The organism is Thalassospira sp. MIT121401 (assembly GCF_047125595.1).
GTDB classification, from domain to species: Bacteria; Pseudomonadota; Alphaproteobacteria; order Rhodospirillales; family Thalassospiraceae; genus Thalassospira; species Thalassospira povalilytica.
Genome location: NZ_CP138926.1, coordinates 2790793 through 2814016 on the forward strand (window position 1 = coordinate 2790793; position 23224 = coordinate 2814016).

Annotated in this window: 23 protein-coding genes; 6 read left to right on the forward strand and 17 right to left on the reverse strand. The window is 52.6% G+C overall.

Annotated elements, in window-relative coordinates; genetic code table 11:
- Positions 1-390: 390 nt before the first annotated feature.
- Positions 391-915: a YchJ family protein gene (locus SIB88_RS12845; protein WP_412558214.1), complete on the forward strand. Its 525-nt coding sequence runs from the start codon at positions 391-393 to the stop codon at positions 913-915.
- Here the strand turns inward: SIB88_RS12845 and SIB88_RS12850 are convergent.
- The 17 genes from SIB88_RS12850 to SIB88_RS12930 form a co-directional block, all read right to left on the reverse strand.
- Positions 896-1315, reverse strand: coding sequence for an NUDIX domain-containing protein (locus SIB88_RS12850; protein WP_412558215.1), 420 nt, complete (start codon positions 1313-1315; stop codon positions 896-898). The two genes, SIB88_RS12845 and SIB88_RS12850, sit on opposite strands and share 20 nt — an antisense overlap.
- Positions 1316-1400: 85 nt before the next feature.
- Positions 1401-2282, reverse strand: a complete 882-nt coding sequence (locus SIB88_RS12855) for a hypothetical protein (RefSeq protein WP_412558216.1) — start codon at positions 2280-2282, stop codon at positions 1401-1403.
- A gap of 110 nt (positions 2283-2392) precedes the next feature.
- Positions 2393-2917, reverse strand: coding sequence for a single-stranded DNA-binding protein (gene ssb / locus SIB88_RS12860; protein ID WP_412558217.1), 525 nt, complete (start codon positions 2915-2917; stop codon positions 2393-2395).
- 58 nt (positions 2918-2975) lie between these two features.
- Positions 2976-3449, reverse strand: coding sequence for a GAF domain-containing protein (locus SIB88_RS12865; RefSeq protein WP_101246450.1), 474 nt, complete (start codon positions 3447-3449; stop codon positions 2976-2978).
- 143 nt (positions 3450-3592) lie between these two features.
- Positions 3593-4663, reverse strand: a complete 1071-nt coding sequence (locus tag SIB88_RS12870; RefSeq protein ID WP_412558218.1) for a sn-glycerol-3-phosphate import ATP-binding protein UgpC — start codon at positions 4661-4663, stop codon at positions 3593-3595.
- 58 nt (positions 4664-4721) lie between these two features.
- A complete protein-coding gene (gene ugpE, locus SIB88_RS12875; protein WP_068519088.1) occupies positions 4722-5576 on the reverse strand; it encodes a sn-glycerol-3-phosphate ABC transporter permease UgpE in 855 nt (284 codons plus the stop codon).
- A gap of 9 nt (positions 5577-5585) precedes the next feature.
- A complete protein-coding gene (locus SIB88_RS12880) occupies positions 5586-6464 on the reverse strand; it encodes an ABC transporter permease subunit (RefSeq protein WP_068519089.1) in 879 nt (292 codons plus the stop codon).
- Between the two features lie 83 nt (positions 6465-6547).
- The gene (locus SIB88_RS12885; RefSeq protein ID WP_101246200.1) at positions 6548-7846 is read right to left on the reverse strand and encodes an extracellular solute-binding protein; all 1299 of its coding nucleotides are present in this window, start codon (positions 7844-7846) and stop codon (positions 6548-6550) included.
- Positions 7847-8280: 434 nt separating this feature from the next.
- The gene (locus SIB88_RS12890; RefSeq protein WP_101246199.1) at positions 8281-9138 is read right to left on the reverse strand and encodes an ABC transporter permease; all 858 of its coding nucleotides are present in this window, start codon (positions 9136-9138) and stop codon (positions 8281-8283) included.
- A 9-nt stretch (positions 9139-9147) separates the two neighbouring features.
- Entirely contained in the window at positions 9148-10029 is an 882-nt protein-coding gene (locus SIB88_RS12895; protein ID WP_412558219.1) for an ABC transporter permease, read from the reverse strand.
- Positions 10026-11135, reverse strand: a complete 1110-nt coding sequence (locus SIB88_RS12900) for an ABC transporter ATP-binding protein (protein WP_101246197.1) — start codon at positions 11133-11135, stop codon at positions 10026-10028. Before SIB88_RS12900 ends, SIB88_RS12895 begins: the two co-directional genes overlap by 4 nt.
- A 123-nt stretch (positions 11136-11258) precedes the next feature.
- A complete protein-coding gene (locus SIB88_RS12905) occupies positions 11259-12350 on the reverse strand; it encodes an extracellular solute-binding protein (protein ID WP_068519094.1) in 1092 nt (363 codons plus the stop codon).
- A gap of 305 nt (positions 12351-12655) precedes the next feature.
- Positions 12656-13774, reverse strand: a complete 1119-nt coding sequence (locus SIB88_RS12910; protein ID WP_412558220.1) for an ABC transporter ATP-binding protein — start codon at positions 13772-13774, stop codon at positions 12656-12658.
- 27 nt (positions 13775-13801) lie between these two features.
- Positions 13802-14650 carry a carbohydrate ABC transporter permease gene (locus tag SIB88_RS12915; RefSeq protein ID WP_068519097.1) on the reverse strand — a complete coding sequence of 283 codons (849 nt, stop codon included), beginning with the start codon at positions 14648-14650 and terminating at the stop codon, positions 13802-13804.
- A 12-nt stretch (positions 14651-14662) separates the two neighbouring features.
- The gene (locus tag SIB88_RS12920) at positions 14663-15601 is read right to left on the reverse strand and encodes a carbohydrate ABC transporter permease (RefSeq protein WP_068519098.1); all 939 of its coding nucleotides are present in this window, start codon (positions 15599-15601) and stop codon (positions 14663-14665) included.
- 173 nt (positions 15602-15774) lie between these two features.
- Positions 15775-17037 (reverse strand): ABC transporter substrate-binding protein, encoded by a 1263-nt coding sequence (locus SIB88_RS12925; protein WP_114113248.1) that lies wholly within the window; start codon positions 17035-17037, stop codon positions 15775-15777.
- Between the two features lie 46 nt (positions 17038-17083).
- Positions 17084-17971: an N-acetylmuramic acid 6-phosphate etherase gene (locus tag SIB88_RS12930; protein WP_412558221.1), complete on the reverse strand. Its 888-nt coding sequence runs from the start codon at positions 17969-17971 to the stop codon at positions 17084-17086.
- Between the two features lie 274 nt (positions 17972-18245).
- On the opposite strand from SIB88_RS12930, the gene SIB88_RS12935 reads away from it, so the two are divergent.
- Genes SIB88_RS12935 through SIB88_RS12955 form a run of 5 tightly spaced genes read left to right on the forward strand, consistent with a single transcriptional unit; the run spans position 18246 to position 23217 of the window.
- Positions 18246-19127 (forward strand): BadF/BadG/BcrA/BcrD ATPase family protein, encoded by an 882-nt coding sequence (locus tag SIB88_RS12935; RefSeq protein WP_412558222.1) that lies wholly within the window; start codon positions 18246-18248, stop codon positions 19125-19127.
- The gene (locus SIB88_RS12940) at positions 19124-19885 is read left to right on the forward strand and encodes a GntR family transcriptional regulator (RefSeq protein WP_114113245.1); all 762 of its coding nucleotides are present in this window, start codon (positions 19124-19126) and stop codon (positions 19883-19885) included. The genes SIB88_RS12935 and SIB88_RS12940 overlap by 4 nt, the downstream gene beginning before the upstream one ends.
- Positions 19886-19926: 41 nt before the next feature.
- Positions 19927-20970: an SIS domain-containing protein gene (locus tag SIB88_RS12945; RefSeq protein WP_412558223.1), complete on the forward strand. Its 1044-nt coding sequence runs from the start codon at positions 19927-19929 to the stop codon at positions 20968-20970.
- A complete protein-coding gene (nagA, locus tag SIB88_RS12950; RefSeq protein ID WP_412558224.1) occupies positions 20970-22106 on the forward strand; it encodes an N-acetylglucosamine-6-phosphate deacetylase in 1137 nt (378 codons plus the stop codon). Before SIB88_RS12945 ends, nagA begins: the two co-directional genes overlap by 1 nt.
- Positions 22107-22149: 43 nt before the next feature.
- A complete protein-coding gene (locus SIB88_RS12955) occupies positions 22150-23217 on the forward strand; it encodes a Gfo/Idh/MocA family protein (RefSeq protein ID WP_412558225.1) in 1068 nt (355 codons plus the stop codon).
- Positions 23218-23224 lie beyond the last annotated feature (7 nt).

Genomic DNA, 23224 nt, shown 5'->3' on the forward strand with positions numbered 1-23224 from the left:
AAATCGACAAGTTACATGTCCGCCAATAGGCCGGACTTTGATCCGGCGGTGCCTTTGGGCCCCCACCCGCAATTCTTAATATATCTAAACCTGACCAAATCAGTCAAGAACTTCTGACCAGTATTTCAGTTATATTAATCATCCAATATCAGCATTTTACGATCGATAGCCGACAAACCCTGTCGGGTACTCGGAATGCCAATAATTCACGGTAAAATCGATATGAGGCGAAACAAAGGCAAGCTGTCCAAATTCGGTGTCACTGATGACCCTTAGTCAAATAAACGGTTCCAAGGTGACCAAAAGGTAACCGTCGAAATCAAAGGAACTGGTATCCGCGAACCGCCTGATATAGGGTCGCGCACCATGCTTGATTACCGGGAATATCGTATGTCTGCTTTTCCATCGACAAATCCGTGCCCCTGCGGCAATCGGGAAACCTATGGCGATTGTTGTGGCCGGTTCCATGCGGGCAACAGCATGCCGGAAACAGCCGAAAAGCTGATGCGATCACGTTATAGTGCTTTTGTGGTTCGCAATGGTGACTACCTTGCGGCAACTCTTGCCCCGGAAAAACGGGCGGATTTCGATGCCGATGGGATCAAGGATGATCAAACCCAGTGGACCGGACTTGAAATCATTGACCGCGCAAAGGGCGGCCTCCTCGATCAGACGGGGATAGTCGAATTTGTCGCAAGCTTCATTGAAAACGGACAAACATATCGGTTGCATGAACGATCAAATTTCGTCCGGCGCGACGGCAAGTGGTTCTATGTTGACGGCGTCTTTCCATCAGAAGGCCAGTCGGCAACTATTGCCACCCAGGGCACAAGTGCCGTTGCCGGCGCCAAAGCGGGCCGTAATGATCCCTGCCCGTGCGGATCAGGGAAAAAGTTCAAGAAGTGCTGCGGCTAGCAGAGCTGACAAATTCCAGTGCCCAGCGATGAAACGGTCTGATTAGACTGTCATGGGCTTCCTGATACGCCATCCAGATCAGTTCGTGGTCGTCTTCAAGCGGCGGGCCGAGTTTTTCTGTCAGTTCGCATTCAAAAAAGGTACCGCGTTTAAGCCGGTATCTGCCTTTGGCGAAATTGTTCACATATTGTGATGCAAATCCCAGACGCGAAATAATCCGGATGCGATATCCGGACTCTTCATAGGCTTCGCGATAAAGCGCATCCTGCTCGCTTTCACCCGGCTCAACCCCGCCCCCCAGAAGAACGATCCCCTTGGGTGTGCGCGCAACAGCAACCTTGCCCTCGCCATTTCGAATAACGGCATAGGAGCAGTCCTGAACAACATAGCTTTGCCCCATGCGCGGGGTTCCAAAAACTGGGCCTACCAAATCGGATCTACTTGCCTTCTGAAATGATTGCCGTTGCCAGCAAATATCCGGGTTTCTATTTGATTTTTAACGCGATAGCACGATCAAGCAATGCTTGGCAACGCGTAGAGTCAAACCTCAGCTTGCTCTGCCTTGCTGCTTCAAATTTTGATCTTAGCACATCATCACTGACAGCTTCGGGTTCGGCATCAAAGCTGTCGACAAGTTTTTGCAGATAGCTTTCCGGAATGTGATTATTCCGGCGCCTGTTTTTAAATAAAAATCGTTCAGACAACGAAAAGTCGAACTGCATATTCCTGTAAAGAATAGTCTGATAGTTTGAGTGAAGCTCTATCCGTTCATCCGAAGTAACAAGAAACATCGGAAACATTACAGCCAGATCAGGGAAAACACGGTTCGGATAGACTTGGCCTTTCCAATATTTTTCGGCGAGATCAGCATATCCGTCATAATCATTGATCGGGAACATGCGCGCCTTGGAAATCGGCAGGATTTCTACCTTTGGCTTGGTTACAACGACCGTGTCATTTGCCACATCGACATAGAGACTCCCGAACTGGAACGCGTTTTGGAAATACTGATTACGCAAATTTCCCCAGATGCGTTTGGCCAAACCGCCTTGGGCAATGAAATTACGCATCGCTTGCATGCCCGGTGTTTTTGCGGTCTTGAGTTCCTGCTGCAACAGATTTTTGACACCAAGCGTGATTTCCTGACAGAACCCTTCCGGGTATGGCTTGCCACCTTTTGTTTGGGTCCGGTCAAATGACAGATCAAAAGACTGACGAAGCCGCAACATATCAGCTTCAATTTCTTTGAGCCATGGCAGCAGATGCAGCTTGGTCAGTTTAACCTGCTTGAAATTCACCTGCGCAATCTGTTCGTCCTCTGCGCGCGCCTTTAGAAAATCGAGAGTAAGTGGTGATGTTGATGTCATGAAAAAGACCGTTGATGGAACAGCTTACCGGATGAACTTACTGCTTTATGAAAACACCCCGAAACAGCTTTGTTCCGGGGTGTTTTGAAAATCGTGTCAGTAATGAATTCTTAGAACGGAATTTCGTCATCCAGGTCCGGTGCGCCGGCCGGTGCGGAACCGCCGCCCGACGATCCACCGTTACCCCAGCCCGCGTCAGACCCGCCGCCGAAGCCGCCATTGTCAGAACCGCCATAACCGCCGCCGGATGATGAACCGCCACCCATGCTGCCGCCACCTTCGCCGCGGTTATCAAGCATGGTCAGGTTGGAGTTAAAACCTTCAAGCACGACTTCGGTCGTATAGTTGTCCTTGCCGTCCTGTCCCTGCCATTTGCGGGTGCGCAGCTGGCCTTCGATATAAAGCTTGCTGCCTTTTTTTACGAAGCGTTCGACAACGTCTGCGAGGCCTTCGTTGAAGACTACAATGCGATGCCATTCGGTACGCTCGCGGCGCTCTCCAGACTGACGGTCGCGCCACTGTTCGGAGGTCGCAATGCTGAAATTGGCGATTTTCTTACCGGCCTGGGTGAACCGGATTTCAGGATCGCGCCCGAGGTTCCCGACGAGAATGACTTTATTGACACTACCAGCCATGGGTTATCTTCCAAGTTTGTGTTGTCCGCTGTCCCGAATGATCAGGACTTGTGAATTATCATTGCGCAAAAATGCGCTGCATTAAAGTTTCAAGTGAAACGCGATCCGTTTCATCAAACGAGCCATACTCGACACTATCCACGTCAAGCACCGCAATCAACTGTCCATCACGATTGATGACCGGAACGACGATTTCGGAATTGGAACGGCTGTCGCACGCGATATGTCCCGGAAATGCGTGGACATCGGCAACAAGCTGGGTCTCGCGGGTGGCAGCAGCTGTTCCGCATACGCCACGACCGAATGGAATGCGCAAGCAGCCCAGCGTGCCCTGATAAGGTCCGACGACCAGTTCATTTTCCTTTTTGGGATCAACCACGTAAAAGCCGGTCCAGAAGTAATAATCAAACTTCTCCGACAGGATGCAAGATACTGTCGCCATCAATGCGGTGACGTTCGTTTCGCCCTCTGTGATGCTGATCAGTTCTTTTTCTGCTTCGGCATACAGGGATTTTTTAGTGTCTGGCTGCACGGTGATCTCCATGTTCTTTGACGATACGAACTACCCCGTTCGCACCCTGCGAGACAAGGGCAAATTGACCGATAGACGAAACAAAAATACCCCCGGCACAGGATATATGCCGGAGGTATCTGAAATCAGATTGTAAACAGCGATTAAAGACGCTTGCCACTTTCCGTATCGAACAGATGAATTTTGTCTGCCGGCACTGTTAGACCAAGGGCATCAGTTCTGGAAAAGTTGTGCGTCCCTTGTAGGCGAAGCGTGACATTGTCGGCCTTGCTTCCGAAATCCAGATAAACAAGGGTTTCTGCCCCAAGGGATTCCACCATGCGGACAGTTGCATTGATCGTTCCCTGCCCGGCTGGCGCGATGCTGAGATGTTCCGGGCGGATGCCCGCTACAACAGCCCGTCCACCAGCAATGTTATGGTCGATATCAAGCATCACTCCGTCGCCGACAGTCACATGTTTACCATCGTCGGAAATAACACCATCGAGGAAGTTCATCGCCGGGGATCCGATGAACCCTGCCACGAACCGGGTTGCCGGCTTTTCATAGATGTCAATCGGCGTTCCGATCTGTTCGGCAATGCCGCCGTTCATGACAATCAGACGATCGGCAAGGGTCATGGCTTCGACCTGGTCATGGGTGACATACACAGATGTAATGCCAAGACGCTGTTGAAGGTTCTTGATTTCCAGGCGCATATCAACGCGCAGCTTGGCATCAAGGTTAGAAAGCGGCTCGTCAAACAGGAAGACTTTGGGTTGGCGAACAATCGCGCGGCCCATGGCAACGCGTTGACGCTGCCCACCGGAAAGCTGACGAGGTTTGCGATCAAGGTGATCTTCAAGCTGAAGAATTCGGGCTGCTTCGCGAACCTTGCTTTCGATATCGGCCTTGCTATAGCCGCGATTGCGAAGGCCATAAGCCATATTGTCAAAATTGTTCATGTGCGGATAAAGCGCATAGTTCTGAAACACCATCGCAATATCGCGATCAGCCGGTGCCACTTTGTTGACGACCTTGCCATCGATGCTGATTTCACCGCTTGAAATGCTTTCAAGGCCGGCGATCATGCGCAGCAAGGTTGATTTTCCGCATCCGGACGGTCCGACAAGGACGGTAAACTCGCCATCTTCAATGGCAAGATCAATGCCATGAATGGCCTTGAAGCCGTTCGGATAGGTCTTTTCAGCCTGATTAAGGGTAACTGTTGCCATCGTGGTATCCTGTATTCGGATCAGTTGTTGTCAGCTCAGCAAGTGTCGGGAGACAGAGTTATTTCTCTGTCTCGACCAGACCCTTGATGAACATGCGCTGGAAGATGACCACCACCAGAACCGGCGGAATGGTAGCCATGATTGTCAGGGCAAATGCCTTGGGGAACTGCGGGATTTGTCCGCCTTCATATAGCGAGTTATAGACCTGCTTGATGCCGATCACGATGGTATAAAGCTGATCATCGGTGGTCATCAGAAGCGGCCAGAGATACTGGTTCCAGCCAACGACAAACATGATGATAAAGATCGCAGCAATCATGGTGACCGAAAGCGGCACAAGAATATCGATAAAGAACCGAATGGGCCCTGCCCCGTCCAAACGGGCGGCTTCAAGTAGTTCATCCGGGACCGAGCGGTAAAACTGCCGGAAAAAGAAAGTCCCGGTCGCCGATGCAATCAGCGGCAGGATCAACCCGGTATAGGTGTTTAACAATCCAAGGTTTGCCACCACCTCGTATGAGGGCACAATACGTACCTCAAGGGGAAGCAACAGGGTCGAAAAGATCACCCAGAAAAGCGGCACCGCCAGTTTGAAGCGGAAATAGACAATCGCATAGGCCGCCATCATCGAGATAATGACTTTGCCAATTGCAAAGCCAAGCCCCAGCACCATGCTGTTAAACAGCATTTCAAGAGCGGTGACCCTGCCCTTTGTGGCCGACGGATCAAACAGGATTGCCCCGTAATTATCGATCATATGTCCACCCGGCCAGAATTGCAGACCGTTCTGGAAAATGAATTCACGGGTATGCGTCGATGACGCAAAGGCAATCCAGACCGGCATGATCATAAAGAGCGCGCCCAAAATCAGAATTGTGTGGTTGGTAAAAATTCGCCATTTCGACTGATACATCTGGGCCCCCTAGTAATGCACTTTGCGTTCGATGAACCGGAACTGGAACACCGTCAGTACGCTGACCATGATCATCAGAAGCACCGACTGGGCCGAACTGCCGCCAAGATCCGCACCGATGAACCCATCGACATAGACCTTGTAAACAAGGGTCGCCGTGGCCCCGCCCGGCGAACCTTTGGTCGATACGTCAATGATGCCAAAGGTTTCAAAGAACGCGTAGGTCAGGTTGATCACCAGCAGGAAGAATGTCGTTGGTGCCAAAAGCGGGAATGTAATCGTCCAGAAACGCCGTTCAGCACTTTTGCAATCAAGTGTGGCTGCTTCCTGAACCGATTTCGGAATTCCCTGAAGGCCGGACAGGAAGAAAATGAAATTGACGCTGACCTGCTTCCAGACCGCAATCAGAATGACGACAAAAGCCGCATCATTGGCATTCTGGATATGATTGAATTCAAAGCCGAAACTGTTGAAGGCCTTGTAAAGATCGCCCATCAACGGGTTAAACATCATATTGCCCAGCAATCCGGCCACCGGCGGCGCAATCGCATATCCCCACATCAGAAGTGTCCGATAGGATTTTGCCCCGCGAATGACCTCGTCTGCACGAACGGCCAGGAAAAGTGAAATTGCGATCGAAATAACCGCAACCAGTACCGAAAAGATCACTGTAAAGATCGCAGACCGGCTCCAGGACGCGCTTGACAGTACATCCTCGAAATTGCGGAACCAGACGAACTGCGACGACATGCCAAAAGCGTCTTCAAGCAGGAAGGACTGGTAAACCGCCTGTGCGGCAGGCCACAGGAAAAATATCGAAATAATCAAAATCTGGGGTGCAATAAAAAGATACGGCACCGCGCTATGTTCAAATTGTACGCGCTTCATCGCTCACGCCACCATTAATCACGTCCGGAAAATGCAAAACAGGGCGACCAGCAATGGGCCGCCCCGCATTTGCGTAAGGCTGTTTAGTTGGAATAGGTGTCGTTGAAGCGCTTCAGAAGGCCGTTGGCTTCTTCTTCGATCGTGTTGAAGGCCGCATCAACGGTTTCTTCGCCGTTCATGATTTTGTCGACTTCACGATAGATGACTTCGCGGATCTGGACATAGAAACCAAGACGGTACCCTTTGGTCCAGTCGCCACCTTCTTCAGACAGCTGCTGAATGCCGACTTCTGCATCCGGGCTTTCTTTGTAATAGCCGTCTTTTTTCGCCAGTTCATATGCCGCATTGGTGATCGGCACATAACCGGTTTCCTTGTGCCAGTAATACTGGGTTTCCGGCTTGGTCAGGAATTGGAAGAATGCAGCAACGCCTGCATCTTCTTCTGCGCTATGACCCGAGAAAGCAAACAGCGAAGCACCACCGATGAAGGTTGATTTCGGGGCATCACCAACGCCTTTCCAGTACGGAAGGGTCGACGTGCCAAAGTCAAACTGGGCCGACTTGCGAAGGCCACCGAAGGAGCCGGAGGAACCGATCCACATGGCAACCTGCTGCTGAACGAAAGCATCCTGGTTCGCGCCCCACGCACGGCCGTAATAGCCATAATAACCGGCGTCTTTCCAATCCTTGACGTGCTGCCAGTGATCTTTCAGCGCCTCGTTGTTATAAAGGATTTCAACGTCAGTGCTGTCATAACCATTATTGGCAGTGGCCATCTGCAGGTTGTGACGGGACATGAAGTTTTCAAAGAAGATCCACGGGCTGTGCGACTGGGCAAGCGCGATATAGCCAGCTTCTTTAAGCTTCGGAGCTGCTTCTTCGAATTCCTGCCAGGTCTTCGGTACATCAACACCGGCTTTGGCAAGGGCTTCCTTGTTGTAATACAGAAGCGGGGTCGAGCTGTTGAACGGCATTCCGATCATCTTGCCGTCAGAATCGGCATAGAAATAACGAACGCCCGGGATGTAATCATTGATGTCAAATTTGACGTTGTTTTCTTCAAGCAGGTCCTGAACCGGCTTAACAGCGCCTTTTGCGTTAATGATCGTTGCAGCACCGGCGTCGAAGATCTGGATGATGTTCGGCTGGTTTTTCGCGCGGAATGCCGCGATACCGGCGGTCATGGTGTCTTCGTAGCCACCCTTGTTTACGGCTACAAGGTGGTAGTCGGACTGGCTCGCATTGAAATCTGCGGTGATCTGATCAACCACACCGCCAAGCGCGCCGTCCATGGCATGCCACCAGGTGATCTCCGTTGCTGCTTCTGCGGTGTTGCCAAGTGCAAACACGGCAGCCGCTGCCATAAGCGTCTTGCGAAACATGATCTGTTAGCTCCCAATTAAAAAGACATCTGCGTCAAACCGCCTGTTGCCCGGTTCGCCACAACGTATTTGTTTTCTGTCGGGAGACCTGTTTCCTCAAGTGACAGTTTTCGGAAATTTACTTTTTGAACGCGCAAATGATCAATATAGCGCCGCGATGCCGTCTAAAAACTCGCAAAATGATGCATGGTTATGTTCACATGAACAGTAGATAATGGTGAAGGGCACGGCCATTTTTCGGCGTGTGGGGGCTCGCTTCATTGCGAAACCAAGTTCGATACTGCCTTAAATGTTAATCTTTTATTGCGATTTAATGACAATTGTTAAAGCGGCGATGATCAAGACTTGGGACTAAAAAACGACCACAACAAAACAAAGGGCGGCATTTCTGCCGCCCTTTCATTTTGTTCGCAACTGAACGGACATGTGCCCGATCAGTTTTTGCTGTCGCGCTGGACAAAGACCGACAGCAACGCCAACCCGCCGGAAACAACCATCAGAAGCAGTGACAACGCATTCAGAACAGGTGTTGACCCCTGTTTCAAGCGGTCAAACATGGCAATGGTCAGCGGCGCGTCGGAACCGACCAGCATCAAGGTCGTATTGAAGTTTTCAAATGACATCAGAAACGCGACGATCCCGGCGCCGATCAATGCCGGCTTCAGGAAGGGAATGGTGATCGTCCACAGTGCGGCCCGCCGTGTCGCCCCAAGGTTCAAGGCGGCTTCTTCAAGACTGACGTCGAATTTGCGAAGGCGTGCGGAAATCACAAGCGTCGTGATGGTCGTGACAAAGGCGAACTGGCCAATAATCACCAAAAACAGCCCCGGACGCAGAAATTCGAGGTCCCAGCCAATCGCTTCTTCGATGCCATTGGCAATCGCGTTCGAGAACACCAGAATGGATATCCCCAGAATAACCCCGGGGATGACCAAAGGCGATAACGAAACAATATAAAGCAGGTTCTTGCCGGGAAACTTGCTGCGTTCGAACAGAAACGCGTTACATGTTCCGACTGTTACGGACAGAACCGTAACCCAGAAGGCAACAAACGCCGAAACGCCGACACTTTCAAGAAGCTTGGTGTCATTGAAGATGCCGATATAGGGATCTTCATTCCCGAAAAACCACGCCAACGTGCCGCCTTCCCACGGCATTGACGGAAACAGACTGTCATTGAAGGCAAATACGCCAACGACAATCAGCGGTGCGCTCAGATAGACAAAGAACAACGCGATATAGGTCGAATACAAGCCCTTGTAGAATTTGGGCTGTGGAATGCTTGGTATCATGTCTTCCCCCTAGCCCACGGTTTCCGAAAGCGTCTGTTTGCTGAGTTTCAGGCCAACCCAGACAATTACGGACGACAATATCAGCAACAGGAACCCAAAAGCCGAGCCGGATTCCCAGTTAAAGCGTGTGATGAACTGGGTATAGATTTGTTCTGTGAACCACAGGCTGTCTTTCCCGCCCAAAAGATTTGGGGTCAAATAATTGCCCAGCGTCAGCATGAAGACCACGATACAACCGGACGCAATACCGGGCATTGCATGCGGGATAATGATATCGCGGGTCACGGTAAATGTATTCCCGCCTAGGTCATAACCGGCCTCAATCAGGCTGTCATCCAAACTGTCGAGAACCGACACAAGGGGGACAACCATGAACAACATGGATGTGTAAACAAGGCCAACCATGATAGCCGCATCGTTATAAAGCATTTCAACCGGACCATCCGCAAGGCCAGCCCATTGCAGGAAGTTGCTGATTACACCGCTTTCACGCAAAAGGATCATCCAGCCGAAGGTCCGCACAAGCTCTGACACCCAGAACGGGATAAGGCACATCAGGAACAGAACGTTCTTGCCTTTGCCTCGCATCACTTTGGCGATGTAATAGGAAACCGGAAAACCGATAATCAGGGTCAAGGCCGTTGCGAAAATCGACATGACCGCAGTGCGGACATAGGTGTTCCAATACAGGGGTTCAGCAAAGAATTCGATATAGTTGATCAAGCTGAATTCATATTTCCCGTACGAAATACGTTCACGCATCGACACCAGAAAAAGATCAACATGCGGAAGAATAACCAGCAGAAACAGCCACAGCAGCAACGGCATTGCCAAAAGCAGCAAGCCGAACCGGAAAGTGCCGCCCGTGGTTATGGACGCGGATTTGTTCATGCCCCTGCTCCGCTTTGGTTCGCAGCAAAGCATCGGGTATTTTCAACGGTCCAGCCAAGTGTGATTTCGTCACCGGCCCTCACCGACGCATACGCACCGGTTTGCGGTAGTGCCACCGTCATCTCTTGACCGGTTGCAACATCACGAACCTGCAGGCTGCTTGCCGCACCATTAAACAGAACGTTCTCCACCTTGGCGGAAATGGTGTTTTCAGCACCACTGGCCCCGTCAATTGCGATGGCTTCGGGGCGGACAAAGATTTCGACATTCTGACCTTCGACCAAGGGCATATGCGCATCGCGTTTGGCCAACACCTTGCCGCCAGTCGGAAGGATGACTTCGACCTTATTGTCATCACCACTACCGATTGTTCCGGTCCACCGGTTGCTTTCTCCAACGAAGCCGGCAACGAATGCTGTTTTCGGGTTGTAATAAAGATCTTGTGGTGCGCCCACCTGCTCAAAACGGCCGGCATTCATGACGGCAACCTGATCCGACATCACCAGCGCTTCGGACTGGTCATGGGTGATATAGACAAAGGTAGTGCCGATCTCGTGCTGAAGCTGTTTGAGTTCGACTTTCATATGTTCGCGTAACTTAAGATCAAGCGCGCCCAATGGCTCGTCGAGAAGAAGCACAGCCGGGTCAAGCACAAGGCAGCGGGCAATGGCGATACGCTGTTTCTGACCGCCGGAAAGCTGATTGACCTGTTTGGGCCCGGCATCGGGCAACCCGACACGGGCCAAGGTTTCGTTGACCTTTTTGGCAATCGTTTGTTTGTCAATGCCGCGCCGCTTCAGACCATAGGCAACGTTTTCCGCGACATTCATCATCGGAAACAGGGCCAAATGCTGAAACACCATATTGACCGGTCGGCGGTTTGGCGGAACGCCCAGCACCGATGATCCCTTGATCAGGATGTCGCCGGATGTCGGCGCCTGAAACCCTGCCAGCATGCGAAGAAGCGTCGTCTTGCCACATCCGCTTGGACCCAGGATCGAGAAAAAAGAACCCTTCGGGATCGCAAGGGAAATGTCATTGACGGCGGTAAAGTCGTCAAAGGTTTTGACCACATTGCGGCATTCAAGGTCAAATTGGTCAGCCATAGGAGCCCTGTTCACGTTATTTTTGTTGGTGGAGCCTGTTGAACGGTTATTGCCGTTCCTGAAAGCACGATATCCCCGGCACATAAATATGCCGGGGACAAAGGTGTTTGGAAACGTGTTCCGTTAGTTCGACTGTGCTGCTTTCACACGGTCAAGGGTCTTGCCTTCGAGCACTTCCAGACCAGCCGGAACCGTCGGATACCACTTGATGTTGTCAAGATCAGCCGGCGGGAAACTGCCCTGGAACTGAGCTTTCAGCTTGTCATCTGCAAACTCGTCGGCACCTTTGGACGCGGTGAAGTTACCCGCACTTGCCGTGATTTTGGCAGCGATTTCCGGCTGCATCACAAAGTTGATCCACTTATAGGCGGCATCTTCGTTTTTGGTCTTGCGCGGCAAGGCAAAGGTATCGATCCAGCCAAGCGCACCAGACTTCGGTGCAACAAAGGTGATGTCGGCATTGTCGTTATTGAGTTTCCAGCCGCCGGTATCCCACGCCATTGCGGCAACAACTTCACCCGAACGCACCAGGTTAAGCAGCGCATCGCCGCCTTCCCAATAGGTTTTCACGTTGGCTTTGCATTCGATCAGCTTGGCTTCGACGGCATCAAGGATTTCCTGATACTTGGCTTCGTCACCATAAGCGGCAAACGGATCCATACCCATTGCATAGGCAAAACCGATCAGCGTCGGGCGTTTCAGACGATAGGAAACCTTGCCGGCCACTTCCGGTGCGCAAAGGTCGGTATAGTCTTTGACAGCCGCGGCTTTTGAAGTGTCAACGATCAGGCCGCTCGTACCCCATACGTGGGGTACACCGTACACTTCGCCGTCAACGGTAGTGTTTGATTTGGTTGCGTCGAGCATCGACGGAATGAATTTGTCGCTGTCAATTTTGCCAAGATCAATCGGCTTGTAGATGCCATATTCAAGTTGTGCACCTGCAATGCGATCCTGGGACGGCTGAGCAAGATCGAAACCGCCGCCGCCAGTAGCGCGCAATTTCGAGATCATGTCTTCGTTGTTCGACAGCGTCACTTCAACATCAATGCCGGTTTCTTTTTCGAACAGCTCGACAACTTCGTCAGGGGCATAGCCGCCCCAGGTCAGCAGACGAAGTTCTTCAGCCTGAGCAGCCGAAACAAGCGAAACCATTCCTGCAAGTGCTGTAAGGCTGAGCAAGGAACCACGCAATGCGCCGTGTTTTTTTGACATTTTGAACCCTCGTAATAAACGTGATGGCATTTCCCTGTAGCCGGACCGCGCATGCCATTTGGCTTTTGTTTCGTTCCGGCACGGAGCAATATCGCAAACATTGTTGTTGATACGAAAGAAAAAAGGTCATTTTTTCTTTCTTTTGAACAAATCACGTTCATTTTTGCGCCGACACCCGCATCAGGGCAAGTTAAAGTTCTGCAACAATTAATCGACCCTGACGGTCGGTGCGCCCCAAAATGCCAAAAGGCGCCGGTTGTGGCGCCTTTTGATCCGAAGTCCTGTGATTGGAAGCTTTGTGAAATCTATTCTTCCGCGCTGAATTCAGCCGGACAATCGATTTTCTGGTACGCTTTACCCTTGTCATTGAAAAGATGCGCGGCACCGGCTGGTGCGGATGCTGTAACGGTTTCACCGATTTTGACACGGCTATGGCCCGGCGCGCGAACTGTGACCCGATCACCATTGGCAAGCTTCAAATACAAATAGGTAGAGTCGCCCAGCTTCTCGACCACATCAACCACGCCATTGACAGTAAGCGCACCTTCGTCGCCAAGTCCAAGATGTTCGGGGCGAATGCCAAGCTCAACCTGTTTGCCGATATCCGCCTGATCAACATTGAACGGCAGGACGGATTGCATGCCCCCGGGGACAGAAACTGTGGCCTGCCCCTGTCCGACGGCATCAATCGTGACCTTGGTGAAGTTCATGGCCGGTGACCCGATAAAACCGGCAACAAAGCGGGTTTCCGGATGATGATAAAGCTGCATCGGCGATCCCACCTGCTCGACATTCCCGCCATTCATCACAACGATCTTGTCCGCCAGTGTCATGGCTTCGACCTGATCGTGCGTGACATAGATGATTGTCGATTTCAGGTCCTGATGCAGCTTGGCAATTTCAATGCGGGTCTGAACACGCAATGCGGCATCAAGGTTGGACAACGGTTCGTCAAACAGGAAGACCTTTGGTTGGCGCACGATCGCACGGCCAATCGCAACGCGCTGGCGCTGACCACCCGAAAGCTCGGACGGACGCCGGTCAAGAAGCTGATCAAGTTGCAGGATGCGGGCGGCTTCACGCACCCGGGTATCGATTGCCGCCTTGTCCTGTTTATCGAGCTTAAGCCCGAAGGCCATGTTTTTGTAAACTGTCATGTGCGGATACAGCGCATAGGACTGGAACACCATGGCAATACCGCGATCACGCGGGCTTTTGGTGTTTACGACCTCTCCATCGATCATCAGATCGCCGCCCGTGATGTCTTCAAGGCCTGCAATAATTCGCAACAAGGTTGATTTGCCGCAGCCCGAAGGGCCAACAAACACGACGAATTCACCATCTTTGACATCCAGATCAATGCCGTGCAGCACATCCACAGCGCCATAGCTTTTGCGGATCTGGTCAAGTTTCAAGTCAGCCATTTATTCAAAGCTCCTATCAGCCAACAGTTACTTCACCGCGCCGGATGTCAGGCCGCGAATGAGTTGTCGGGAGAAAATCAGATAAAGGATAAGGATCGGAATGATCGCAAGGCTCAGCGACGCCAGAACCGCATTCCAGTCTGTCACATACTGGCCAATGAATTGCTGCACACCAAGGGTGATGGTCTGTTTACCGTCACCAGGCGCAAGGATCAGCGGGAACCACAGATCATTCCAGATCGGGATCATTGTAAATACAGCAACCGTCGCAACAGCGGGCCGGATCAAAGGCAAAATGATCGCAAAGAAAATCTTGAACTCCCCGACCCCATCGCATCTTGCGGCTTCTTTCAAATCCTTCGGAATTTGATGCATGAATTCGGTCAGGATAAAGATCGCCAAGGGCAAGCCTTGCGCGACATAGACCAGCACCAGTGCCGTCAGGGTGTTGACCAATCCCATATCAACAATCAGGTTCAGGATAGATACTGACCCCAGACGGATCGGTACCATGATGCCAATCGCAAGATACAAGGCCAATGCGGTGTTACCCGGAAACTTGTATTCCGACAGCGCCCATGCCGCCATTGCTGCCAACAGCAGAACAATAACAATGGTCACGATGGTCACGGTAAAGCTGTTATAGAAAAACAGCTCGAAATTGGATTTCGCCAGAACCTTGGTGAATCCTTCAAGACTGAAGGTCTCCGCATTCGGCAAGCCCATCGGATCGCGAAAGATCCCTTTGCGCGTCTTGAAAGCGTTGATGACCACAAGAAAAATCGGATAAAGCGCAACCAGGGTATAGGTCAGCAAGATCGCGTGCACGATGACTGCGCGGCTGGCGTCTTCTCTGCGGATGTTTGCAAAACTCATATTCGCCCCCGACTACAGCTGATAGCGCGCCAGTCGGCGCTGAATGGCGAACAGATAGAACAGAACGCCTGCCAGAATGATCAGGAACATCAAGGATGCAACGGTGGCGCCCAAATGCGGATCGCCCAGCTGCAACTGATAACCAAAGAATGTGCGATAGAACAAGGTGCCCATGATATCGGTCGAGAAGTTGGGGCCGGCCAACGCACCCTTTACCGCATATATCAAATCGAACGCATTGAAATTACCGACAAAAGTCAAAATCGACACCATCGCGACAGTCGGCAAAACCAATGGCAGTTTGATGTGAATGAAGACTTCGAAATGGGTCGCGCCATCAACAATGGCCGCATCCACCAGATCGTCCGGAATGGCCAGCAAGGCCGCATAGATCAGCATCAAAGGAATGCCGACCCACTGCCAGACCGAAATGAAGGAAAGCGTAATCAGTGCACTGCCTTCTTTGCCAAGCCACGGCCCAAACAGCGACTTCAGGCCAACAATATCAAGCAGGTCCGCGCCAACTCCCCATACCGGGCTCAGGATCAACTGCCAGATGAAGCCGACAATCACGACTGATAACATGGTCGGCATGATCATCATGGTGCGATATGTGTTGCGGAACCGCAATTGCGGCAGGCTCAGAATACCGGCCAGCGCAATACCGATCGGGTTCTGGATCAGCATATGAACCGCAAAGAACTTCATATTGTTCCAGAAGCTGTTCCAGAAGGTCGCAGACCAGTCCGGATCCGCCAAAATCGTGCGGTAATTATCAAGGCCGACAAAAGCCGCCTCACCGCCGCTTGGCGTTGCATAGAAGCTTAACCGGATGGAATCAAGCAGCGGATAGATCATAAACAGTGTGTAAATGATCGTTGCTGGGGCCAGAAAGGCAATCACAGGCAGTTTTGCCTTGCGCCAATCGGTCATGGGGCCGGAATGCGCCATACCCTGTCCTGTTATCCAAGATTTAAAAGAATGAAGACCTGCTTGGGTCTTCTGTAATCAGTGAACCGCAGTTTCGCCCGGCGGTCGGGCTGCTTGCCTGCAATGGCACGGCAAACATCAACGATGAATGAAGGATGGCAGAAACCGGTCGTTCCCGCCATCCTTTCAGTTCTTTACTGGTGCGGTGCGTACCATTTCGCCAGACCAGCTTCCGCAGCGCCGGCTGCTTCTTCCGGGGTCAGCGTACCGTTGATTACCTGGGCCGAAAGGTTCCACAGGTCGTTTTCAAGGTTCGGCGTGCCACGCGAAAGGATCTGGTAAGAGTTACGAATGGTGGACTCGCACTTCTGGCGCCAGCTTACAAACTCGCTGGCGACCGGATCGGTTACTTCGACCGTGTGGTTCGACAAGGAGAAGAAGCCCGGCAGCGCGTTGGAATAAAGCTCGGCAAATTCCGAACCGGTCATCCATTCAAGAAACAGCTTTGCTTCGGCTGCGTTTTTGGAATCCGCATTCAGACCAAGTGCGATATCGGTGTGGTCACTGATATAGCAGGTGTCTGCGCCGGCTGCTGCGGGCGGCGGGAATGCACCGAACTCGAAATCGGCCTGGTTGTTAAACAGCGAAATATCCCAGGAACCTGCCGGATAAACGGCGGCACGGCCAAGCGAGAACAGGTTCTGTGCATCCGGATAGGAAATGGCTTCATAGCCGTCCGGAAGGTAGTTTTTCCAGCTTGCCAGTTCCTTGAAGGTGTCGACATAGGCGGCATCGGTGAATTTTGCGCTGCCATCGATCAATGCCTTGCGGCCTGCTTCACCGTCCCAGTAGTTGGGACCGATGTTCTGGAAGCCCATGGTGGCTGCTTCCCACTGGTCCGCGGTGCCCATCGCCATCGGGATGTAGCTGCCGTCTTCCTTGATCTTATCAAGGGCAGCATAAAACTCTTCGCGGGTTTTCGGGACTTCAACGCCAACTTCTTCAAAGGCTTCCTTGTTATAGATGAAGCCATGAATGACCGATGCCATCGGCAAGCAGAAAGTGACTGCGCCATCGTCGGTCTGCCAGGCAGATTTGGCAACGTCCGAGAAGTTGTCCATGCCTTTAAGGTCATCAAGAGCGGCAAGATTGCCCTGCTTGTAAAGTTCAAGCGATGCATCAAACGGACGGCACGTGATCAGGTCACCCGCGGTACCACCAGCCAGTTTTGCGTTTACCGATGCGTTATATTCGGTCGGCGGGGTCGGCTTGAACGACACCTTGATGTCAGGGTGAACTTCATTAAACGCCGGAATGATTTTTTCATTCCAGATATCAATATCGTCATTGCGCCAGCTTTCGATTACGAGTTCGCCAGCAGACGCCATCAACGGAACCAGGGCGACACTTGCCGCCAGGGCCCCGGCCAGGCCTTTTGCTAAGACTTTATTCGACATTTATGCCTCCTCTGATCAATGTCGGCGGACTGGCACCGTGTTGATGTCAGTTCCTGTACTCAAGTGCCGCCCGGAGATTTCCATTAGACAGCACAAGAATTTCTTTTGCCCGGTCGGGGCTGTGGCCCTTGGTCACCAGCACCGCCACGCGGATATCGAAATCGGATTTTTCAAGGGCGTCTGATGCAAGTTCGGCGTCGCAAGATGCAATATGCGACACGATCCGAACCGCCCGGCCCCGAAGTTTGATGTTCTCGGCGCGCATGCCAACCATCAGGTTGTCGAACAATCGGCCCAACTTGTTCATCACAAGGGTCGACAGAATGTTCAGGGCTGCTTTTTGCGCGGTACCGGCCCCCATGCGGGTGGATCCGGCGACCACTTCCGGCGCGCTATCAAGAAAGATACCGGTTTCTGCGACGCCAAGAATTTTGCCATCCTGGTTGTTACAGATGCCCACCGTAAAGGCCCCGCGACCACGGGCAAGTTCGAGCGCGCGCACCGTGTAAGGGGTCGCGCCGCTGGCAGCGATCGCAATTACGGCATCATTTTCTGAAATGTTGTTCTGGGAAATTTCACGTTCGGCAAGGCTGGTATCATCCTCGGCACCATTGAATTCGTTCGGCGCACTTTGAACCCCGCCAGCCAGCATCACGATGGTATGGCTTTCAGGCCAACCAAAGGTACCGCCAAGTTCCTTGGCATCTTGCCAGGCGACAGTACCCGATGTTCCGGCTCCGACGTAAACGAGACGCCCGCCGCCGCCCAGGCGGCGCGCGATCCCGTTGGCGGCTGTCGCCAAATCCCCCAGGATCGGACCAACCGAGGCCACAGCGCGCATCTGGCCTTCCCACAAGGCCATAAGGAAATCGGCGTCGGACCATTGATCCAACCCGGCAAATCGCGAATCAAAATCTTCTGTGCGTGATGCCATTTTTCCGTCTCCCTCTGCAAATTAAATACCATTGTGATACCAGCAACGCAAGCTGCTTGATGAATAATTTGCGCCACAGCTCGGATATCTGGAGATATCTCTAGTTAAAACAAAGTATTGTGTAGGGATATCAATTTTGCGCAAAAGCTTCTGCGTATATGTACGGACTCCAAACTCAGACCAGTAACAGTGTTAGTGGCGTTATATTGGTATTGCTTTTTAAGATACCACTCTGCTATGCTCGCCCCATGAATGAGAAGGCAGTTGCTTTGAGATGAAAAACGAACAGCTTTATCTTGGTGTTGATGGCGGCGGAACGCAGTGCCGCGTTCGGATTGCAGATGCATCCGGACGGATCCTTGGTGAAGCTGTGCGTGGTGGTGCGAATACGCGACTTGGAGTCGATTACGTATTTGGCGAAATCATCGCAGCGGCGAAAATGGCCCTTTCCAATGCCGGACTTGATGAAAAATACCTTGGCGATCTGCATGCGGGCCTTGGGCTTGCGGGACTTCCACTAACGCGTGATCGTCAGCTTGTGCAGTCCTATAACCACCCGTTCGCCGACATTTGCTTTGCGACAGATGCCTATACAGCATGCCTTGGTGCGCATGATGGCCAGAATGGTGCCATCCTGATTGTCGGGACCGGAACATGTGGTCAGGCAATCATCGGGGATCGCCAGTTGTCTGTTGCCGGTTGGGGGTTCGAGGTTTCCGATCTTGGAAGCGGCGCGAGAATTGGACGCAATGCCATTGAAACCGCCCTGCTCGCCCATGATGGTCTGGCAAAGAAAACGGACCTGACCGCTGCGGTCATGGCCCGGTTTGATAATGACCCCGAAAATATCGTCATATTTGCGGAAACAGCAAAGCCGTCCGACTATGGAAAACTCTGCCCGATGGTGTTTGATGCCGAAGCGGCAGGTGACAGTGTGGCGATTGACCTGATCCAGATCGCCGTCGACGCCAATCTGGCAATCTTGCGCAGGCTGGTTGATTTCGGTGCGCCGCGACTGACCCTTATGGGCGGACTGGCAGAACAGATGGCCCGGCGCATGCCACCCGAAATTGCCGAATTGCTGGTGCCCGAGAAATTTGACGCCATGCATGGGGCTATCTTGATGGCCAAGCAACATGAAAGAGCCGCCGCATGATCGCAACGTCGGACGTCATTGCCAATCTCAGAACCCGCGACATTGAAAATAACGGGAATGGTCCTTTGTACCGTCGGCTGCAATCGGCGTTGAAGGCTGTGATTGATGATGGAATTTTGCAGGTCGAAGATGCCCTGCCCAGCGAGCGCGATTTGGCAACCGAACTTGGCATTTCACGGGTAACGGTTCGCAATGCGATGCGCGCCCTTGTCGAGGAAGGTGTTCTGGTTCAACGCCACGGTGCCGGAACGTTCGTCGCACCGCGTGTCGAGCAGGCCCTGTCACGCCTGACATCCTTTACCGAGGACATGATCACCCGTGGCATGGATCCCGGGGCCGTCTGGATCGAAAAAACACTTGGTCATGCCTCACCCGAAGAAGCCATGGCGCTTAATCTGTCGCCCGGCACCGAAGTTACAAGGCTGCGTCGTCTGCGTACTGCCAATGACAAGCCGATGGCACTTGAATATGCGGTAATTCCGCGCGCTTTCCTGCCCAGCCCGGATGAAGTCGACAAATCACTTTATGACGCGCTGGCGAAATACAACAAAAAGCCTGAACGCGCGCTTCAGCGGCTTCGAGCAGAACTTTTCGATGGCGAAACCGCCAAAATTCTGGGCGTTCCGGAAGGCAGTGCCGCGCTCTATATCGAGCGGCGGTCCTTCCTGGCAAATGGAACCCCGGTTGAGTTCACCCGGTCCTACTACCGCGGTGACAGTTACGACTTTATTGCTGAAATGCAGGTGGACGCCCGTTGACCAGATCAACGCATCCACCGGAAACCAAGGGAATACGGCATATGACAACGAATTGGCGCCCGCAAACACAGATGGGCCGCGAATTGGCAGAGGCCCCGGAAGTCGTTGCAACGCAGCTTGCGGGCAACAAGGACGCAATTGCCAAACTTGCTGATGATCTGCGCGCCAATCCGCCGAAATTTGTTGTGACCTGTGGTCGGGGTAGCTCGGACCACGCGACCCTTTATGCCAAGTACCTTATAGAAAGTCAGTTGGGCATTCCGGTGGTATCGGCCGCACCCTCGATCGTATCGATCTATAACCGGTCGATCGCCTCAAAGGATGCTCTGTTCATTACAGTTTCCCAATCAGGCAAAAGTCCCGACCTTGTCAAAAATGCCGAGGCGGCCCGTGACGCGGGCGCGCGAACCGTCGCACTGGTCAATGTGGTCGATTCCCCGCTTGCCGAAACTGTCGATCATGTCATCCCCCTGATGGCTGGTCCGGAAACAAGTGTCGCGGCAACCAAATCCTATATCGCCACATTGTCGGCAATTGCCCAGATCGTCGGTGCCTGGACACAGGACGACGCATTCAACAAGGGTCTTGGCAATCTTCCGCAATCCCTGCGCGCCGCACTTGAAAAGGATTGGCTGGGGGCCTCGGAAACCATCGCCAAATCAAACGGGCTTTATGTCATTGGCCGCGGACCTGCCTTTGCAATCGCCCAGGAAGCCGCCCTTAAATTCAAAGAAACCAGTAGCTTGCATGCCGAAGCTTTCAGCGCGGCTGAAGTAAAGCATGGCCCGATGGCGCTGGTAACGCCGACCTTCCCGATGTTGGTCTTTTCACAGCAAGACGCATCGCGTGACAGTGTCGAGGACTTCCTGGCGGAAATGCGAGCCAAGACCGACAATCTGTTTGCAGCCGAAACCGGCTATGCGGACGTAAAGGGACACCTTCCGGTGGTCGAGGATATCCATCCGTTGCTTGCCCCGATTACGATGATCCAGACCTTCTATACACTTGCTGAGAGTGTTGCGCTGGCGCGCGGCTGTAATCCGGATGCCCCGCCGCATCTTTCGAAAGTGACGGAGACGCACTAATGACCAGTTTTGCCATTGCCAATGCCCGCATTTTCGACGGGACAGAATTTCTCGACGGAATGGCGGTTGTTATACGCGATGGCAAAATTGATGCCATTTGCCCGGATAACGCCCTGCCCGACGGGATTGATGTTGTCGATGGCAAGGGACAGGTTCTTGCCCCCGGACTGATTGATGTTCAGGTCAATGGTGGTGGCGGCGTTCTTTTGAATGATCACCCGGATGTCGCTGGTATTCGCGCCATCATGGCGGCCCATCGCAAATTTGGCACCACGGCAATGCTACCGACCCTGATCACGGATTATCGTGACAAGATGGAAGCAGCCATTGCGGCGGTGGAGGACGCGATTAACGCAAACGTCCCGGGCATCGTCGGCATTCATCTTGAAGGGCCGTATCTGAACAAGGAACGCAAGGGTGTGCATTCAGCCGACATCATCCGCCCGATGGAAGATGACGCAATCGATCTTCTAAGCCGTCTTCCAAATGGCCGCATACTGGTAACAATGGCACCGGAAAAGGCCACCAGCGGGACCATCAAAAAGCTTTCTGACAAAGGTGTTCTTGTCTGTGCCGGGCACACGGCAGGTACCTATGACGACATTCAAAAGGCGATCAGCGAAGGTTTGCGCGGCTTTACGCATCTGTTCAATGCCATGAGCCCCCTTACCCATCGTGAACCCGGTGTTGCCGGGGCAGCGATGGCCGATGACGTGACATGGTGTGGCCTGATTGTTGACGGTTATCACGTTCATCCGGCCGCGGTGAAGATTGCTGTAAACGCAAAGGCAACCGGCAAGATCATGCTGGTCACTGATGCTATGCCGACTGTCGGGGCTGCGGACAAGCGATTCAATCTTGGCGGGGAAGAAATTATTGCCACGGATGGCCGTTGCGCCCTGGCGGATGGGACGCTGGCGGGTTCCGATCTTGATATGATTGGTGCGGTTCGAAATTGCGTGGAAATGGTCGGGATTGACCTTGGCGAAGCCCTTCGCATGGGGTCACTTTACCCGGCTGCGTTCTTGAAACTGGATCATAAAATGGGGCGTATCGCCCCGGGTTATCAGGCGGACATGATCCTGTTTGATGGCGAATACAACGTGACCAGAAGCTGGATCAATGGTGCTGAATAACAGGCATAATCAATAACTTATCAGGTATTTCAGGAGGCACAAAATGAAGCCGGTTCGCATTCTTGTCATTGGGCTTGGTAATATGGGCATGTCCCATGCAAAGGCCTATCACGCCCTTGTCGGGTACGAGATTGTCGGCATCTGTGCCCGGTCGCCCATTCCTGCTGATAAATTGCCGGATGGTTTTGCAAACTATCCTCAGTTTACCGACTTTCACACTGCCCTTGCCGAAACGAACCCGGATGCAGTTTCGATAAATACCTATACCGAGACCCATGCGGACTTTGCGATTGCAGCCTTTGAAGCCGGTGCGCATGTCTTTATTGAAAAGCCGCTTGCAGCCACTGTCGAAGATGCCGAACGGGTTGTGGCAAGCGCACGCAAACATGACCGCAAGCTCGTGATTGGCTATATCCTGCGCCATCATCCGTCCTGGGAAAAGTTTGTTGAAATTGCCAAGACCCTTGGCAAACCGCTTGTGATGCGCATGAACCTTAACCAGCAAAGCAGTGGCGCATTCTGGGAAACCCACAAACGTCTTCTGAATAGCGTATCGCCCATAGTCGATTGCGGTGTTCATTATCTTGATATCATGTGTCTGATGACCGGGGCCAAACCGGTGTCGGTCAATGCAATCGGTGTTCGCCTGTCTGAGGATGTCGCGCCCGATATGTATAATTACGGGCAGTTGCAAGTTCGCTTTGATGACGGCTCGGTTGGCTGGTACGAGGCCGGCTGGGGCCCGATGATCAGCGAAACCGCCTTCTTTGTGAAAGATGTCATTGGCCCGAAAGGCAGCGTATCAATCACCGATGTCGAAGAAAAAGGCGCTGGTTCGGCTGACATCGATACGCATACCAAGACAAATGCATTGCGCCTGCATCATGCGGAAACAGACAGTGCCGGTGAATTTACCCGCACAGACGAGATTATTCGCACCGATGACGAACCTGATCATGATGGTCTTTGCCTGCGCGAACAGCAATTTTTCCTAAAGTCTATAACAGAAAATCTTGACCTGACGCAGCATATGGAAGATGCATTGGGCTCTCTACGGATTGCCCTTGCCGCGGATCAGTCGGTTCGCACGGGGGCACCTGTTTTACTCTGACCCCCAG

Bases quoted from the DNA above. Each gene is read 5' to 3' on its own strand.
- ugpE (WP_068519088.1), bottom strand. From the start codon at position 5,576: ATGTATCAGTCGAAATGGCGAATTTTTACCAACCACACAATTCTGATT.
- SIB88_RS12880 (WP_068519089.1), bottom strand. From the start codon at position 6,464: ATGAAGCGCGTACAATTTGAACATAGCGCGGTGCCGTATCTTTTTATT.
- SIB88_RS12945 (WP_412558223.1), top strand. From the start codon at position 19,927: ATGACAACGAATTGGCGCCCGCAAACACAGATGGGCCGCGAATTGGCA.
- SIB88_RS12870 (WP_412558218.1), bottom strand. From the start codon at position 4,663: ATGGCAACAGTTACCCTTAATCAGGCTGAAAAGACCTATCCGAACGGC.
- SIB88_RS12850 (WP_412558215.1), bottom strand. From the start codon at position 1,315: ATGGGGCAAAGCTATGTTGTTCAGGACTGCTCCTATGCCGTTATTCGA.
- nagA (WP_412558224.1), top strand. From the start codon at position 20,970: ATGACCAGTTTTGCCATTGCCAATGCCCGCATTTTCGACGGGACAGAA.
- SIB88_RS12890 (WP_101246199.1), bottom strand. From the start codon at position 9,138: ATGATACCAAGCATTCCACAGCCCAAATTCTACAAGGGCTTGTATTCG.
- SIB88_RS12885 (WP_101246200.1), bottom strand. From the start codon at position 7,846: ATGTTTCGCAAGACGCTTATGGCAGCGGCTGCCGTGTTTGCACTTGGC.
- SIB88_RS12915 (WP_068519097.1), bottom strand. From the start codon at position 14,650: ATGAGTTTTGCAAACATCCGCAGAGAAGACGCCAGCCGCGCAGTCATC.
- SIB88_RS12900 (WP_101246197.1), bottom strand. From the start codon at position 11,135: ATGGCTGACCAATTTGACCTTGAATGCCGCAATGTGGTCAAAACCTTT.
- SIB88_RS12920 (WP_068519098.1), bottom strand. From the start codon at position 15,601: ATGGCGCATTCCGGCCCCATGACCGATTGGCGCAAGGCAAAACTGCCT.
- SIB88_RS12955 (WP_412558225.1), top strand. From the start codon at position 22,150: ATGAAGCCGGTTCGCATTCTTGTCATTGGGCTTGGTAATATGGGCATG.
- SIB88_RS12930 (WP_412558221.1), bottom strand. From the start codon at position 17,971: ATGGCATCACGCACAGAAGATTTTGATTCGCGATTTGCCGGGTTGGAT.
- SIB88_RS12905 (WP_068519094.1), bottom strand. From the start codon at position 12,350: ATGTCAAAAAAACACGGCGCATTGCGTGGTTCCTTGCTCAGCCTTACA.
- SIB88_RS12855 (WP_412558216.1), bottom strand. From the start codon at position 2,282: ATGACATCAACATCACCACTTACTCTCGATTTTCTAAAGGCGCGCGCA.
- SIB88_RS12925 (WP_114113248.1), bottom strand. From the start codon at position 17,037: ATGTCGAATAAAGTCTTAGCAAAAGGCCTGGCCGGGGCCCTGGCGGCA.
- SIB88_RS12895 (WP_412558219.1), bottom strand. From the start codon at position 10,029: ATGAACAAATCCGCGTCCATAACCACGGGCGGCACTTTCCGGTTCGGC.
- SIB88_RS12940 (WP_114113245.1), top strand. From the start codon at position 19,124: ATGATCGCAACGTCGGACGTCATTGCCAATCTCAGAACCCGCGACATT.
- SIB88_RS12910 (WP_412558220.1), bottom strand. From the start codon at position 13,774: ATGGCTGACTTGAAACTTGACCAGATCCGCAAAAGCTATGGCGCTGTG.
- ssb (WP_412558217.1), bottom strand. From the start codon at position 2,917: ATGGCTGGTAGTGTCAATAAAGTCATTCTCGTCGGGAACCTCGGGCGC.
- SIB88_RS12935 (WP_412558222.1), top strand. From the start codon at position 18,246: ATGAAAAACGAACAGCTTTATCTTGGTGTTGATGGCGGCGGAACGCAG.
- SIB88_RS12845 (WP_412558214.1), top strand. From the start codon at position 391: ATGTCTGCTTTTCCATCGACAAATCCGTGCCCCTGCGGCAATCGGGAA.